The organism is Nocardia sp. TBRC8007 (assembly GCF_056629435.1).
The window spans coordinates 69,179-83,400 of the sequence record NZ_JBWSOR010000003.1 but is presented as its reverse complement, the minus strand read 5'-3'; the positions used below and the strand labels follow the sequence as shown (position 1 = coordinate 83,400).

Below are 14,222 nucleotides of genomic sequence, written 5' to 3'. Positions count from 1 at the left end.
ATCCCAGCGAGGCAGGAACAAGCCGGACACGGCTGCGATACACACTGATTCCGGCCCACGGCTGCGGCTGTTCCGGGACAGTGCGATCATCGCCCACCGCAATCTGTTGACCATCCTGCGGGTGCCGACCCTGCTGGTAACAGCCACGATCCAGCCGTTGATGTTCGTATTCCTGTTCGCCTACATCTTCGGCGCATCGCTGGGCGGCGGTCAGTATCGAGAATTCCTGCTCGCCGGTATTTTCACCCAGACGGTCGCGTTCAACGCCGCATTCACCACCGTCGGTCTCGCAGGTGACCTGCAGAAAGGCATCATCGACCGGATGCGGGCCCTGCCGATGTCGCGGCTGGCTGTGCTGATGGGCCGCACCCTGTCGGATCTGGTGGTCAATATTCTCAGCCTGGCCGTGATGGTCGGATGCGGGTACGTCGTCGGCTGGCGGATCCACGGTAGTGTCGGCGACGCCGTGCTGGCGTTCGCGGTGATCCTTCTGTTCGCGTTCGCGATGTCCTGGGTCGGCGCGCTGACCGGTCTTTTGTCACCGACGGTCGAGGTAGCCCAGAGCGCCGGGCTGATCTGGCTATTCCCGCTGTGTTTCATTTCTTCGGCATTCATCTCAGCCGAGACCTTGCCCGGCCCGCTACGCACGGTTGCGGAGTGGAATCCGATCACCGCGGTGTCGGCGTCGGGCCGCAAGTTGTTCGACAACGGTGCACCTCCCGCCTTCGTTCCGCCCAGTGGCTGGGCGGCCGACCATTGTGTCGAATACGCGGTGGCCTGTTCCATGGCGATTCTCGTGGTGGCCATACCGCTGGCATTGCTGCGCTACCGCAAGGTGGCCAGCCACTGACAGATCGGCGGGGCCGACCAGAGTGACCAACCGCTGTGCTGCGGCGATGAGGTGGCCAGACGATGAGCCGGTAAGAGACCAGGTGGACAAGGTGGTGCCAGGCGCGCCGATCGACGTGCCCGCCACCACCTCGACAGTAGACCGTCAGGCGCGGCGGCGGGCCTTGAGCAGCTCGAGGCGCTCTTTGAGCAACTCGTCGAGCTCTTCTTTGCTTCGGCGTTCCAACAGCATGTCCCAGTGGGTGCGCGGTGGCTTGGCCTTCTTGGTCTCTTGACCGGTGCCCTCGATCAGCACGCCTTCTTGACCATTGCGACACAGCCAGGTCGGCGGAATCTCGGCTTCATCGGCGAACGGGACATCGAATTCCTCGCCGTTGTCGGTCCGATACCGTGCGATCCGCCGCGGAGCGAGGTCGTGGTCGCGGTCGGTCTCGTAGCTCACCGCTCCGAGCCGACTGCCTCGGAGTACGCGATCTGCCATGGTGTGCCTCTCCCTGTGTGCTCGAGTCTTCGTGCGTGGTGACCGTGTCCGCGCGGGGCGGACCGTGTCCGCATGAGCGCACGGCGCTCTCTGGACCTGATGTACAACGACCGGACCAGCGCCAGTAGTTCCCAACATGGTCGCGATGAACCGTTCCATTGTAGTGCTATCGAAGGGCTGTAGTGCTATCGAAGGGCGGGGCGTTCGGCGCGCGTACGCGCCCTGCCGGGTGATTCCCCGGGGCAGAGCGCGGGCCATGGGCGGTGGGCTACTAGGGTTCTTCGTCATGTCGCGCCGCGTGCTGTCCTGCCTGTGGTGTGGGCGCCAGATTCTGGAGTCGGAGGCCGGTCGTCGTCGCCGGTACTGTCGGCAGTCCTGTCGTCAACGTGCCTACGAACATCGCAACAGTTTGAAAGGAACCGGGATCCCCGATGATTCGGTGGTGCTCAGTGCCCAGGAGGCGACCGACTTGGCCGACCGTTGGTTCGCCGCCCGCTGTGCTGCCGAGGATGTCGCCACCGCTATCGACGAGGGAGCGACAACCGAGGAGCTGGTAGCGCTCAGCAAGATCTTGATTGCGCTCACCAGGGACGCGGAACGTCTACGCTGACCGGTTTCCACCGGATGCTGCCTGGTCGTCGTACCGAGGTGCGCATCCCCTGGCAGCGCGGTCATCCGACGCGGCGGTAAGCCGACCCACGGCGGTCGATGCCCGTGCCGCGCCACTTATGGGTGCGCAACTGCTTGTCGACGGCAGCGGTCGCTTCGTCGACCTCGATACAGAGCAGGCCGGGGTCGGTGACGTCGGCGTCACGGTCGCCGAGGTGGCCTGCCCAGAGCACGGCGTGTCTGTTCGATAGATGCGGGGGTGGACCGTTACGCCAGGGCGGGGTGGGGCCGAACAACAGGACAGTGCGGGTGCCGAACGCTATGGCCAGATGTGCGACACCGGTATCGCCGCAGATCACCAGTGTTGCCTCGGCGATGGTGGCGGCCAGTTCGACGAGATTCTGTTCCCCGGCGAGTACCCGGTTGGCCGATAGTCCGGCTCGTGAGGCGATGCTCAGCGCGAGCTCGCGTTCGTGCTCGTCGCCGGTGAGCACTACTTCGCGCCCGAGTACCAGCAGGTGCCGGACGACTGCGGCGAACCGGTCCGGTGGCCAGCGTCTGGCCGGTGCGCCCGCACCGACATGTACGACCACACAGTCCCGGTGGCTGGTGGTCGAGACCGGTGGAACCAATCCGAGGTTGCGGCGGTCGGCCATGATGCCGCCGTATTCGAGCAGGTGGCACCAGCGGTCCATATCGTGCATATCGGTCTGCCACTCGGGCCCGGACAGCGCGGGGAACGCCGCGTTGTGATAGCTGAGGATGCGCCCAGGTTGCGTCTTGGCCAGCGCGACGATGCTCTCGGCGGTGTGGCCGTGCAGGTTGATCGCGAGTTCTGGTGCGGGCGCGTTCCAGCGCAGGTCGTCCGGTTCGGTGGTGGGTACCAGAGCGTCGACAGAGGAAATCAGATCGACGATCGGTTTGAGTCGTTGCGGTGCGGCCAGAACGATGTGGTCGCGTGGTCTGGCTCGGCGCAGCGCGCGTAGAGCCGGGACTGCGGTGAGTAGATCACCCAGCCCACGCGCTTGCAGCACGAGCAGAACCGCCACCCTCTTCTCCTCGCCACCCGAGCCTCGTTCGAACCCGACCCACCCGTTCACCCGGGGGCGTACGTGAAGAGCCACTCAGCGTTTACTACCCGGCTGGGCAGGCAGTAAACGTGCATGTCGGGCGTCACTGTGCCGCTGCTGGTGAATCGTCAACACTGCACGTACTGGCAAATAATCAGAAAACATCTATGCCTCGGCGATAGCATCAGGTAATGACGACAAACAGTGTGCTAGAAGGGCCACTTCAACCCCTTGTTCGCAGTGCATGGCAAACTGTTCTGGTCACCGGTGTTCTCGCGGTGCTCCTCGGCATTCTGATCGTGGCGTGGCCGGAGATAACACTGCTGGCCGCCGGCATCATTTTCGGCATCTATCTGGTGGTCAGCGGAGTTCTGCAGCTGGCGACAGCCTTCGGCGCACCGGTGGGCGCAGGCGTGCGGGTGTTGTCCTTCATCGCCGGTGTGCTGAGCATCGTGATCGGGGTCTTCTGCTTCCGTGACGAGTTGACCTCGATCTTGTTGCTCGCATTGTGGATCGGTATCGGCTGGTTGTTTCGCGGAATCGCATTGCTGACGACCGCGCTCTCCGAGCCTGCGTTGCCAGGACGCTGGTGGCAACTGCTGTTCGGCGTGCTGACCACAGGCGCCGGTATCGTGCTGATCGTCTGGCCGGTGCGGTCGGTGGCCACACTGGCTATGGTGGCGGGGATATGGCTGATCGTGCTGGGCGCCACGGAGATCGGCGTGGCCTTCGGAGTGCGCAGAGACGCCAGGGCTCGTCTCGGCGCGACCGGCTGAGCACGGATCGCTCGCGGCCGGAAACCACAGCACCATCCGGCTGTCCTTATCGGCAGTAGACCTCGTTCTCTCGTCGGCCGGACAGGCGATTGTCGGCGGTCACGACTCGTGCCGACCGTGTCTACCGGTGTTGTACCGAATTGGCGTATTCGATCATCCCCAGGGTAGAACAGTGAACTGTTACCCGAAACGTGGGGAGTTTGCACTGTGGATGTGTCGGAATTCGTCTATGACATCGTCGTCATTGCGCACCTGCTCGGATTAGCCGCTGTGATCGGCGGTTACGCCGCGCGGCAGCCCGTAGTCTCCGAGCTGATGGTGTGGGGGGCGCGATTGCAGATCGTCACCGGACTGATCCTCGTCGGGATGGCTGAATCGATCGATTCGCTCGGTAAGGATCCGAACATGGTGAAGATCGGTGTCAAACTGGTCATAGCCATCATGGTCGCCGCGTTCGCCGAGATGGGGTACGCGGATCACAAGCGGGGTAAATCGGTGCCGTGGTTCGCCCACGCCGCAGGTGCGCTGGCGATCGCCAATGTATTCGTTGCCGTATTGTGGAGCTGATGCGGTCGGGGGCCTGCGGCTGGGCCGCAGGCCCCCGAAGCGGTTCATGCCTCGAACAGTGACTGCCCGAGATAACCGTCGGGTGCGGACACTCCGGGCGGGATCACGAACACCGCGGAACCGATCGGCGTGGTCCAGGTATTGAGCGCGTCGAATTCCGCGAGGCGGCGCTGGACGGGAAGGAACTGAGTGTCGATGTCCCGTTGGTAGGAAGCGAACAGCAGACCGGAGTTCGAGATCCTGCCGGGTGCGGGTGCGTCGTCGTAGTTGTAGCCACGTCGGAGGAATCGTTCACCGTCATGTGTGTGATGGGCGCGAGCGATGTGCGAAGACGGCGGGATGACCGGGATACCGTTCGCGTCCACAGCGGTGAAATCGGGCTCGTCGAACTCGTCGGTCCCGGTCAATGGGGCGCCGTTGGTCACGGTACGGCCCACGCTGAGTTCCCTGCCATCCTGGTCGATTTCGTCCCAGGTATCCAGTGTCATCGCGATCCGCCGCACTACGCACGAGGTACCGCCGGCCAGCCAGGGCTGGGTGGCGCCGTCGTCCCACACCAGGCGGGCGAACTCAGGCGTATCAGGGACGAGATTCACCGTGCCGTCGACTTGACCCATCAGATTGCGCGGCGTTTTCCCCGGCTCGGCGTCGCGGAAGCCGCGCTGTACCCAACGCACAGTGACCAGAGAAGACACGCTCCGGCACAGCACGCGCACCGCGTGCGACACCGTGGTCACTTCATCGGCGCAGATCTGCAGCAACAGATCGCCACCTGTCCAGGCGGGTTTCAACCGGTCGATAGAGAACGGCGGCAAAGGCCGCAACCAGACCGGCTTCCGATGTTCGAGGTCGGCGAGCTGGAACACTCCGGGCCCGAATCCTATCGTGACGGTGAGCCGCGCCGGTCGTTGTGCGAGCTCGGGCTCGGTATCGGCGAGCGCAGGCCTACCGCGAGTGAGTCGGGCGATGTCGCCGGTCCAGATCCGCAGTAGCCCCATGAGATCTTCGCGCTTCGTGCCGGGTCGCAGATCGAACGCGACGAATGCCGCGTGTGCCTGCGGGACGGTGGTGATGCCCGCTTGATGCGCTCCATAGAACGGCACTGTCGCCAGGTGGTCGGCGATGTCTGGTTCGTGTCGTCCGGTCAGCGCGACCATACCGAGGCCGATCCCGGCGGCGCCCGCCGCGGCACCACCGCCGAGCAGACGTCGCCGGTTGATGCGCGCAGGCCGCGATCCGTTCCGCTCAGCCACTGTGTGCTGGAGTATGCGTGCCGACGTGCGAAGAATCGTCGGCGTGACCGGGTGCGTAGTTCTCCTGATTGCCGGAGAAGTCACGCACCTGGGCAGTGAAGGTCGAGGCGGAGCCGTCGTCGAAAGTCAGCGTGATCGACGTCTCCGAACCCGTGCGCAGTGGTCCGCGCAGATCCATGAACATAATGTGATCTTTACCGGGTTGTAGGTGCCTTCGGCCATGTGCCGGAATTACGAAACCATTCGGAGCGGGTCGCATCGACTTCGTCCCGTTCGCGCCAGTGACCACCTCGTGCAACTCCACCCGATCGGAAGCCGGGCTGCTTGCCGATATCACGGTGCGTGGCGTATCGCTGTCGTTGCTCAGGGTGCCGAACGCGGCCGACATCCCGCTGTCTGCCGCCTTGACCCATTGATCGGAGACGGTTACGGCATCGGCCGCTGATGTGGTATCCGCGCCGTTGTTCGACGAACATGCCACCATGAGGAAAGGCAGCACAGTAGCGGCTGCCACGCTGCGCAGGATACGTGTGGTGCGTGAAGCCGGGTGGAGCGGGTTGGCGGGTTCGGTATTCATGGAACTCCAAAATGAGGTTGCTGATGTGCTCCCTGTGCGGTGCTCAGAGCACTCACCGGACCGATGTGCGGTTCGAGTACATCGAACCGCAGCAGGCACCCGCGAAGGGTGGACAGCCTAGGGTGGCGAGTGCAGCGCGTGCTGGAGAACATCATGACAGCGTTGGATCGCTCGTTGGGGGCGGAATATGTCGCACCCTCGAGCGCGCGATGGGCCGCCCGCCATCGGTGGCACCGGGGCGTGTGGCATCCGCACTCGATAGCGGGTCAGTCGCAGCGGGGTGGGCCACGCAGGCCGGAGCCCGAACCGAGCGGGTGAGGCCGGAGACCGGGCAGCGCACGGCCGATAGCGATCGAGCGGATCTCGGCAGGCGCGGCAGGACCGCCGACCAGGATCCGCACCGTGTGGTGTATGTCGGAAGCCGTCCGCAGTACTGCTCGTTCGGCAGAGCGGATGAGCAGCGCGCCGATCGGGACGGCTGCCAGATGGGTGCCTAGCATCACCGGCGTTGTACTCATGCTGTGCTGATGCCCGGCCGACGAGGTCAGCGTGAGGTGCGCGACAGCCTGCGCGATCGTGAGCATCAAGAGGATCTCGCCGAGGCCGTGTCGTTGTGATCGGGCACTGACCAGCACGCCGACCGAGGAACACGTTACGATCAACGCCGCGACAGTCCACACGCCGGGAAATAGTGTGCCGCCGCCGAGAGCGTGCCCGGCGATGCTCACCGCCCCGGCCGCGGATCCGACAAAGGCGCCGCGCAGTCGCGCCACCATTACTGTCGGATTTAGCACTGGTTCATACTACCGCTTGTCATAGTGGGCAGTGATGCCGGAGCGGGTGCGGGGTAATGCACTCTGTCCGGAGTGATCGGTGCGGACAGAGTGGGACGTCGACGGATTGTGGTGCAAGGGTTCGGCTGTGACCCGGTGATGGACAGCAATATCGCGAGCTGCTCAGAGTGTGACAGTCGCGTGGACGAGATTGTGATCGGATACTCCGTTGATGTCGTCGACCGACGCGGTGGTCACAGTCGCGCCGTGCACGACGATGTGATCGATGTATTGCGACTTCGTGCCAGAGGTGCGTGGTCGAGTCGGCAGTGCGTCGGGAGCGTACTCGGCGATGCGGAAGCGGTTGCCCAAGCCGGCGGCGACCGTGGTGCGGTCGGTGTTGAAATCGCCGAGTAGCACTGTGGCGCGGTCTGTTGCGGTGGCGGCGAGTTCGGCCAGGCGGGACAGTTGGCCCGTGCGTCGCTGGTCGCCCGTTACGTGCGTGGCGATCACGGTTATTCCGTCGACGTCGACGACCAGTGCGCCTTTGCCTCCGTCGTGCGTGAATGTTTCGGCGCCGAGTTCTCTGCTCGGCGCGGTGGTGAGTACCACGAGGTACTCACCACTGTCGAGCAGAGAGCTGGGCATCCGGCGTGGAGTCGGCAAGCGCTTGTACCGCATTGTATGAAAAGTTCGATATGGCAAGGCTATTCGAAGATCAGCCAGCTGATCACCGCTGACTTCCTGCAGTGCGATGATCCGTTCGGTGCGCTCGGCCACCTGAGCGGTGATCTCGGCGATCCGGGCGGATTCATCTGGCCAGCGCGTCGCGACATTTTCGTACCAGTTCTCGGCATGGACGCGATGCAGGACATTCCAAGTGGCCATCGTGATCACATTCGTGATGTTAAGTGATGCAGATCTGGTATCCGCAGCCTCCGGCCCGAAACGTGCGATTATCTGGACAAGGAACACAGCATCACGGGGACCTCTGGCCGATAGTGTTCCGCTGTGGTGCGGAAGAGCGAGCTGGGGCGGGTCGTATCGGTTCGGATGCCGACGAATGCTTGTCGCACGGCATCGGCCGGGCTGCTCGCCGTCGCTCCCGCTGCAGTGGCCTGCCTGCTCACATCGCGAATCTCCCGGCCGCCCAAGCAGACAACCGAAACCCTGCGCATCCTTGACATTGGCGCGGGCGTTGCGGCGTTCTCAAGCTATTGCGAACGAGGCGGCGAACCAAGACAGCAAGACCAGCAAGGCGCCGACCAACGCGCCGGGAAACAGCGCCCGGCCGTGCTTGGCCGCCATGCCCGACAGCACTGCGCCGACCGAGAATCCGACGAGACCGCCGCCGACCATGATCCATACGCCCGCACTGGTGTCGACCAAGCAGTCCGGCCTGGTCTCGCAAATGCCGCTGCTCAGCAGAAACCACGGTGCGAAGACCACCGACATCACAGCCAGCGCTGCGGGCAGGAACCACAGCAGTGCGCTGATAACCAAGTCGGTGCTGCGCGGTGTCGCGATCACGCGGATTTCTGGCTCGCGCGTCGGATAGCCGGAGGAGGTCGTGCCGTGGGAGACCTGGTTCAGGTAACCGTCCATCGTTTCTCACTATCGCTTGTCGGTGGAGTCGACCGGGTCGATGGCAGTTATACACGAGACTCCGGCACCCTGAAACGCTCCTGGTCTTCGTCGATACGAACAACAGGCAGTCCAGCAGGGGAGGGCATCACCCGAGTAGGTCACGTTGGCGCACACAATAATCGGCACTATCGGCAGCGCCCGTCCGCCGTACTTCAGCCGCCGCTGTCTGCTCTATGATTCTGGCGTCTGTTCCGATCGGGTACGGACTCGCCACCGCTCGGGCGCTGGGCACCGGCGAATCCGGCTCGCCGCCGATAAGCTGGACGGGTGAGCGCGCATACGGCCGGATCAGTGGAGATCGCGGAGGACTTGGCCGCAGTGTCGACTTTCGGCCATGAGGACGAGCCCGCGGCGACCGGGATCAACCGTGACGACATCGAATCGATATGGGAGTCGGTGCGAGCTTGGTACCGACTCGGTACGTCTCCAGCGATTCAAGTATGCCTGCGGCGCAACGGCAAGATCGCGTTGAACCGAGCCATCGGTCATGGCTGGGGAAATGCGCCGGGCGATGGTCCGGACGCGGCCAAAGTGCTCGTCACCCCGGATATGCCGTTCTGCGGTTTCTCGACCGCGAAGGGAGTTGCCGGTGCGGCCGCGTACATGCTCATCGAGCAAGGAGCGTTCGGATCGGATGAGCCGGTGAGTGTCTATATTCCCGAGTTCGCGGCGCATGGCAAGGCCGCCATCACGATCGGTGATGTACTCTCCCACTCCGCTGGTGTGCCTTTTGTCACGCCGCCGTATCGGGGCGTCGACCTGGTACTCGACGAGGAACTGGCCATCCGTGCACTGGCCGATCTCGTCCCGAGTTGGAAGCCGGGTCGTTTCCGGGTATATCACGCATTGACCAGCGGCCTGATTCTGCGTCTGCTGGTACAGCGGGCGACCGGCAAGCGCCTGCGCGAACATCTCCAAGAACAAGTTCTCGACCCATTCGGCTTCCGCTGGAACAACTTCGGTGTACGCCCCGAAGACCTCGGCGCTGTTGTACCGAGCGTCCGAACCGGACCCGCTCCCTCGCGGATAGCCGGCTACCTGGCCCGCAAAGCGATCGGTGGACGAATGGATCAGGTATCCCGCTCCGCGGCCGACGCCTTCCTGCTCGCCGAGCTGCCTTCCGGGAATCTGGTCACCACTGCATTCGAATTGTCGCGTTTCTACGACATCCTCACGCGTGGTGCGCCGGATGGCCGCCGAATCGTCCGGCAGGAGACCTTGGCCGAGGCGGTGCGGCCCGCGCGCAGGCTTCCTGGAGTGGCCGGACGAGTCAGCCGAGCCGGTTTCGAACTCGGCGGGCGCAGATCGAAGTTCGGACTCGATACCACATCGCATTTCGGGCGTAGTGGTCTGACCACCCAGTATGGCTGGGCTGACCCTGGGCGCGGCCTGTCGGGTGCGATACTTACCAGCGGTAAGGCGACAACCGATGCCAAACGGCCATGGCAGCTGGTCGCACAGATCTCCGCCATGGTAGATCCCGGCCGCTAGCCATGCGGCCTGGTAGCCTACGGCGCGACCACCGGCAGCCGAGCCGGATCAGAGTAGCGTCGGATCAGAGCAGCCCGCCGCGGCGGGCGTGGTCGAGGGCGTCGACCCGGGAATTCGATCCAAGCTTGCCGTAGATGCCCCGCAAATGGGTTTTCACAGTGTTGACCGAGACACCGAGATCGGCAGCGATTTGTTGCGTGGTGCGACCGGACGGTAGTTGCTTGAGCACGATCATCTCGGTACGGGTCAGCGCGGGATAGGTCGCTTTGCGGTACACAGCGGGATGTCGCCGGACCAGCTCGGCGAAATTCTCCGATCGACCGAAACGGCCCGCGTAGCTGTCCAGCAGGGGAATGGCGGTGGGTATGTCGAGAAACGGCCGCACGAGCAGCTGGGGGGCGGCAGTGCCCAGCGCGTTGTCGAGTGCGGCGAGAGCTCTGGTGGGCCCGCCGGATTCGTGTTGCGCCGAAGAGTACAGCAGCCAACCGGTGATCGCGCTGACCGGCCGCAAGCCGCCCGAATGCTTTAGCAGCGGTTCGAGGAGGACGCAGGTTGCTTTGGGACGCTCTGCCGCAGCAGTCAAGGCTGCGCAGGCCAGGCGAATTTCGGGTAGGTCGCCGACCAGACTACGGGCCCGATCGACCAGCACCTGCGCGGTTCTGATGTCGTTCGCGCGCAACAGCGCCCACATCACCGGAAGAATCAGGCTGCCGGTCGTGGCAGGCAAGGTTTTGTGCTCCAACAGGGTGAGTAGGCTTCGGCGTAGCGCGTCGACTGCGGCGGACTGGTTATCGCTCCCCTCTAAGTCGAGTAACCGCCCGATCACTTGTTCGGGCCATCCTGCCACGGGCTTGCAGGACCCGCCGTGATCGATGTGTTCGGCGAGAACAGTGGTCACCTGCGCCGGATCGGGTGGCTCGCCTTGCAAGTAGGCGCCATAGGCGGCGATAGCAGTGGCCTGCACGGCATCTATCGTGGCCGAAAGTTCGTTCACCTCGGCGATTGCCAAGGCGCGTGCCGCGCGGTCGCGCATTACCGAGGCAGCATCGACAGCGTTCGCGGCGAACGCCAGTCTGGTGAGCGCGCGCAACACCAACCGCGGTCGGCCGATATGCTCGGCCAGGGCGAGACTCGCATGCAGCACCTGTTCGCCTCGCGTGACTGCGCCACCTGCGATCTGTGCGGTAGCGATCTGGATCGCGGAGTACGCGTCGATATCGGGGTCACCGATCGGTGCGATCTCGTCCGGTAGCTCGCCGCTCAGGGTTCCGGTGACTGCCGCGACGTCGGTTGTCGCGGCGAGGGTGAGGGTATGCACCAGGTCCGTGCCTGCGAACGAGTTCTTGGTCGTACGCCGGGCGGTCGCTGTATCCAGACAGGCGAGGGCTGTGGTGGTGTTGCCGTGGACGAGTGCGTCGACGACTCGCACCAGCCACAGAAAAGGGTCGTCGAGCAATGTGGGCGCGGATTGCGCGATTCCTTCGAACAGGGCGTCGCCGGCTCCGTCGAGGACTATGCGCAGCGCGCACTCGGACAGGAATTCCCCCAGCGGCCTGCGGTCGGGGTCGGCGAGCAGATGCGGCAGAGCCTGCGCGTTCATCCCCTCGGAACGCAACCATCGGGCCGACTGGGCGTGCAGGTCCACGCACAGCTGCCGTCCGAGTCGGTTGGCTTCGGCGCGGAAATAAGCGCGCACCATTGGGTGGCAGGTGAACCACACCTCTTCGCCTCGTACAGCGGAGCTGATCGGGAAATGGGTTCGTTCGAGTTCACGCAGATAATGGCCGGCGCCGCCGCCGACGAGCTCGTCGGCGAACTTTTCGGTGAACGAGTCCGGAATGCTGGTATAAGTGAGGAACTGGCGAAGCGCCGGTGGCAGCGTATCGACCAACTCGCCGGCCAGGAATTCCGTGAGTGCTCGCGCGGGTCGGGCGAGAACGGTCAGCGCGGTGGCGCGGTCGCCGGTTTCGACGGCCAGATGGGTAGCGCTGATGCGCACCAGTGCAGCCCAGCCATCGGTCAGCGTACCGAGCGTGTCGAGCTCCGCGGCGGTGAGTTCGCAGCCATGTTCACGGCAGATCATGTCGATCTGTTCGAGTGTGAGGGCGAGTTCGTTCGTGCTCCATCGGGTCAGCCGCGCCTGTAGATCGAGGACGTGCCACCGGATCGGCAGCGCGAAGCGTCCGCACAACACCGTTGTGACGGTTGGTGGCGCATGCTGCAGAAAGTATTCGACTCCAGCAAGCGCGAGCGGGTCGGTGATCAGGTGAGTGTCGTCGAACACGAGCACCGTCGGAGTAGCTCGCGCAGCCAGAGCTTCGGCCAATCTCGCCGCGGGCCCGGTCGGTGAGGCGGCGCATTCCGCAGGTGTGACGTCGAATCGAGTGTGCAGCGCGGTCCACAGCGATATCGCGTCGTCGAGCTCTTCGGTGATCGTCAGCCAGGCCACCTCGGGTCCGCCTGCGGCCTGCTTGCCTGCCCAATCGGCCAGCAGGACCGTTTTCCCCGTGCCTGCCGGTGCGCACAGGAGCAGTACATGTCCGTTGCGGACGTTCGAAACGGTGTCGATGGCGGTATGCAAATCAGTTCGCACGAGTGGTGTGAACGGTAATGACGGTATCGTGCCTGTGATTTCCGCCGCGCGGGGGATGCGGCGTAGAGCGGGGACGTGCGATGTGGTCACCGTGCCTCCCGGGCGGTCTGTCGACAGATCCCTACCGCGCCTGATCCCCGGAATGTACCTGGCACACAGTTCACTCGATCCCATCGTGTGCGGTCGTTATCGAAATTTCATCCCGGCGGTTGCCGATACCGGAGTCATCCGGGGTGGGTGAAGTGTCGGACCACATGGTTGATGGAGATTCGGAAGAGGTCTATTCACTTCCCGAGATAAGGAGGCGACCGATGACGCACACAAGTGAATCGAAACAGAACCCAGTGCGCCACGGCATCGCGGCGGGTACGTCCATCGCGGCCGCGGTCCTGCTGCTGACTGTGGGCATGCTGTCTATTTTCGAAGGTATTCCTGCTGTCGCCGAGGACGACCTCTACCTCGTGGGAACGGAGTATGTATACAAGTTAGACACTACGACATGGGGTTGGGTTCACATTGTGCTCGGCACCCTCTTGGCCATCGCTGCACTGGGTCTGCTGACCGGCGCGCTCTGGGCCCGGATCATCGCGATCTGCCTGGCTGCTTTGTCGATTCTCGGAAATTTCATGTGGTTGCCCTACTACCCGGCCTGGTCGATCCTCGTGATCGCACTCGATGTCGTGGTGATCTGGGCGATTGTCGCATGGGGGCCGGAAACGATCTGACCATAGGAGCCGGCACAGGTTACCGCGCTGGCGCCGGGATGAGGGCACACCTGTTACCGCAGTTCAGCGCGGTCTGATGCCAGGTGGGTGCGCGGCGCATGGGCAGAGCGGGTGGAGGCGAGCGGGAAATCGAATCGACCAGATTCCACGTTTGCGATACCGCGATAACGACCCCGCTGCAGCAGAGTCGGAACCGATCTGTTATCTACTGGCTACGATTGTTTTCGACTGCCCGCGCTCGGTAACCGTGAAGGGACTATCTCTATGGCACGTAAGGTCGTGGTGACGCTGATCGATGACTTCGACGGCGAGTCTCATGCCGAGGAAACGGTGGCCTTCGCCCTGGACGGCGTAGCCTATGAGATGGACTTGTCCGCGGACAACGCTGGTCGGCTACGTGATCTCTTCGAACCGTGGGTGCCGCACGCCCGCAAGCTCGGCCGGGCGCGGAGAGGCCGCAGTGCCCCGCGCTTGGCAAACGATCGCGAGCAGGCCACTGTCATCCGAGAGTGGGCACGCAAAAACGGCATCGATGTGTCGGCACGTGGTCGCATCTCGGCAGAAGTAGTCGAGGCCTACAAGAAGGCCAACACCTAACCCACGCTGGAGTCCGCCCGGCCGCAGCGGATATCCTGCGCGTCACGTGGATGGTCTACAGAACGGTGCCGCGACTGGTGAGCCGGATTCCCGCGCTACCTCGTGGCGATGATCGTGCGTCTGTGCGAGCAGGAAGCACGCCATGCCGTCGCAGACCACTGTCCGGCAAACCGGCCATTGCGGCCGGTTTGCCGGATGCGGTCCTGGGTAGCTG

15 protein-coding genes are annotated in these 14,222 nt (G+C 63.9%); 7 read left to right on the top strand and 8 right to left on the bottom strand.

Features of this window, described 5'->3' with window-relative positions:
• Window positions 1-67 precede the first annotated feature (67 nt).
• Window positions 68-850: an ABC transporter permease gene (locus ACX4ZE_RS04665; protein WP_480272242.1), complete on the top strand. Its 783-nt coding sequence runs from the start codon at window positions 68-70 to the stop codon at window positions 848-850.
• A 144-nt stretch (window positions 851-994) separates the two neighbouring features.
• On the opposite strand, the gene ACX4ZE_RS04660 is transcribed toward ACX4ZE_RS04665, so the two are convergent.
• Entirely contained in the window at window positions 995-1,330 is a 336-nt protein-coding gene (locus ACX4ZE_RS04660) for an RNA polymerase-binding protein RbpA (protein ID WP_480272045.1), read from the bottom strand.
• 286 nt (window positions 1,331-1,616) lie between these two features.
• Between ACX4ZE_RS04660 and ACX4ZE_RS04655 the strand changes: the two genes are divergently transcribed.
• Complete coding sequence (locus tag ACX4ZE_RS04655; protein WP_480272044.1) at window positions 1,617-1,940, top strand: hypothetical protein; 324 nt, start codon at window positions 1,617-1,619, stop codon at window positions 1,938-1,940.
• Window positions 1,941-2,001: 61 nt separating this feature from the next.
• Here the strand turns inward: ACX4ZE_RS04655 and ACX4ZE_RS04650 are convergent, their stop codons facing one another.
• The gene (locus ACX4ZE_RS04650; RefSeq protein ID WP_480272043.1) at window positions 2,002-2,988 is read right to left on the bottom strand and encodes a glycosyltransferase family 9 protein; all 987 of its coding nucleotides are present in this window, start codon (window positions 2,986-2,988) and stop codon (window positions 2,002-2,004) included.
• A gap of 212 nt (window positions 2,989-3,200) precedes the next feature.
• On the opposite strand from ACX4ZE_RS04650, the gene ACX4ZE_RS04645 reads away from it, so the two are divergent.
• Window positions 3,201-3,785 carry an HdeD family acid-resistance protein gene (locus ACX4ZE_RS04645; protein ID WP_480272042.1) on the top strand — a complete coding sequence of 195 codons (585 nt, stop codon included), beginning with the start codon at window positions 3,201-3,203 and terminating at the stop codon, window positions 3,783-3,785.
• Between the two features lie 207 nt (window positions 3,786-3,992).
• Window positions 3,993-4,352, top strand: coding sequence for a hypothetical protein (locus tag ACX4ZE_RS04640; RefSeq protein WP_480272041.1), 360 nt, complete (start codon window positions 3,993-3,995; stop codon window positions 4,350-4,352).
• Window positions 4,353-4,396: 44 nt separating this feature from the next.
• Here the strand turns inward: ACX4ZE_RS04640 and ACX4ZE_RS04635 are convergent, their stop codons facing one another.
• The 5 genes from ACX4ZE_RS04635 to ACX4ZE_RS04615 all read right to left on the bottom strand — a co-directional run bounded on the left by ACX4ZE_RS04635 (window position 4,397) and on the right by ACX4ZE_RS04615 (window position 8,560).
• Complete coding sequence (locus ACX4ZE_RS04635) at window positions 4,397-5,605, bottom strand: Dyp-type peroxidase (protein WP_480272040.1); 1,209 nt, start codon at window positions 5,603-5,605, stop codon at window positions 4,397-4,399.
• Window positions 5,598-6,182 (bottom strand): copper chaperone PCu(A)C, encoded by a 585-nt coding sequence (locus ACX4ZE_RS04630; protein ID WP_480272039.1) that lies wholly within the window; start codon window positions 6,180-6,182, stop codon window positions 5,598-5,600. The genes ACX4ZE_RS04635 and ACX4ZE_RS04630 overlap by 8 nt, the downstream gene beginning before the upstream one ends.
• 266 nt (window positions 6,183-6,448) lie before the next feature.
• On the bottom strand, window positions 6,449-6,976 hold the full coding sequence (locus ACX4ZE_RS04625; RefSeq protein ID WP_480272038.1) for a hypothetical protein: 528 nt from the start codon (window positions 6,974-6,976) through the stop codon (window positions 6,449-6,451).
• A gap of 162 nt (window positions 6,977-7,138) precedes the next feature.
• On the bottom strand, window positions 7,139-7,843 hold the full coding sequence (locus ACX4ZE_RS04620; RefSeq protein ID WP_480272037.1) for an endonuclease/exonuclease/phosphatase family protein: 705 nt from the start codon (window positions 7,841-7,843) through the stop codon (window positions 7,139-7,141).
• Window positions 7,844-8,164: 321 nt separating this feature from the next.
• Window positions 8,165-8,560: a hypothetical protein gene (locus ACX4ZE_RS04615; RefSeq protein ID WP_480272036.1), complete on the bottom strand. Its 396-nt coding sequence runs from the start codon at window positions 8,558-8,560 to the stop codon at window positions 8,165-8,167.
• A gap of 309 nt (window positions 8,561-8,869) precedes the next feature.
• Between ACX4ZE_RS04615 and ACX4ZE_RS04610 the strand changes: the two genes are divergently transcribed.
• Window positions 8,870-10,093 (top strand): serine hydrolase, encoded by a 1,224-nt coding sequence (locus ACX4ZE_RS04610; protein WP_480272035.1) that lies wholly within the window; start codon window positions 8,870-8,872, stop codon window positions 10,091-10,093.
• Between the two features lie 64 nt (window positions 10,094-10,157).
• Here ACX4ZE_RS04610 and ACX4ZE_RS04605 read toward each other — a convergent pair whose 3' ends face one another.
• Window positions 10,158-12,776: a helix-turn-helix transcriptional regulator gene (locus ACX4ZE_RS04605; RefSeq protein ID WP_480272034.1), complete on the bottom strand. Its 2,619-nt coding sequence runs from the start codon at window positions 12,774-12,776 to the stop codon at window positions 10,158-10,160.
• 221 nt (window positions 12,777-12,997) lie between these two features.
• Here ACX4ZE_RS04605 and ACX4ZE_RS04600 point away from each other — a divergent pair, with 221 nt between their 5' ends.
• Both ACX4ZE_RS04600 and ACX4ZE_RS04595 read left to right on the top strand, forming a co-directional pair.
• Window positions 12,998-13,411: a DUF7144 family membrane protein gene (locus tag ACX4ZE_RS04600; protein ID WP_480272033.1), complete on the top strand. Its 414-nt coding sequence runs from the start codon at window positions 12,998-13,000 to the stop codon at window positions 13,409-13,411.
• A 264-nt stretch (window positions 13,412-13,675) separates the two neighbouring features.
• Complete coding sequence (locus tag ACX4ZE_RS04595) at window positions 13,676-14,008, top strand: histone-like nucleoid-structuring protein Lsr2 (RefSeq protein ID WP_480272032.1); 333 nt, start codon at window positions 13,676-13,678, stop codon at window positions 14,006-14,008.
• Window positions 14,009-14,222: the final 214 nt, after the last annotated feature.

What these genes read in the sequence shown, in the direction of transcription:
- ACX4ZE_RS04660 (WP_480272045.1), bottom strand. Translation starts at nt 1,330, where the DNA reads ATGGCAGATCGCGTACTCCGAGGCAGTCGGCTCGGAGCGGTGAGCTAC.
- ACX4ZE_RS04655 (WP_480272044.1), top strand. Translation starts at nt 1,617, where the DNA reads ATGTCGCGCCGCGTGCTGTCCTGCCTGTGGTGTGGGCGCCAGATTCTG.
- ACX4ZE_RS04645 (WP_480272042.1), top strand. Translation starts at nt 3,201, where the DNA reads ATGACGACAAACAGTGTGCTAGAAGGGCCACTTCAACCCCTTGTTCGC.
- ACX4ZE_RS04630 (WP_480272039.1), bottom strand. Translation starts at nt 6,182, where the DNA reads ATGAATACCGAACCCGCCAACCCGCTCCACCCGGCTTCACGCACCACA.
- ACX4ZE_RS04620 (WP_480272037.1), bottom strand. Translation starts at nt 7,843, where the DNA reads ATGGCCACTTGGAATGTCCTGCATCGCGTCCATGCCGAGAACTGGTAC.
- ACX4ZE_RS04615 (WP_480272036.1), bottom strand. Translation starts at nt 8,560, where the DNA reads ATGGACGGTTACCTGAACCAGGTCTCCCACGGCACGACCTCCTCCGGC.
- ACX4ZE_RS04600 (WP_480272033.1), top strand. Translation starts at nt 12,998, where the DNA reads ATGACGCACACAAGTGAATCGAAACAGAACCCAGTGCGCCACGGCATC.
- ACX4ZE_RS04595 (WP_480272032.1), top strand. Translation starts at nt 13,676, where the DNA reads ATGGCACGTAAGGTCGTGGTGACGCTGATCGATGACTTCGACGGCGAG.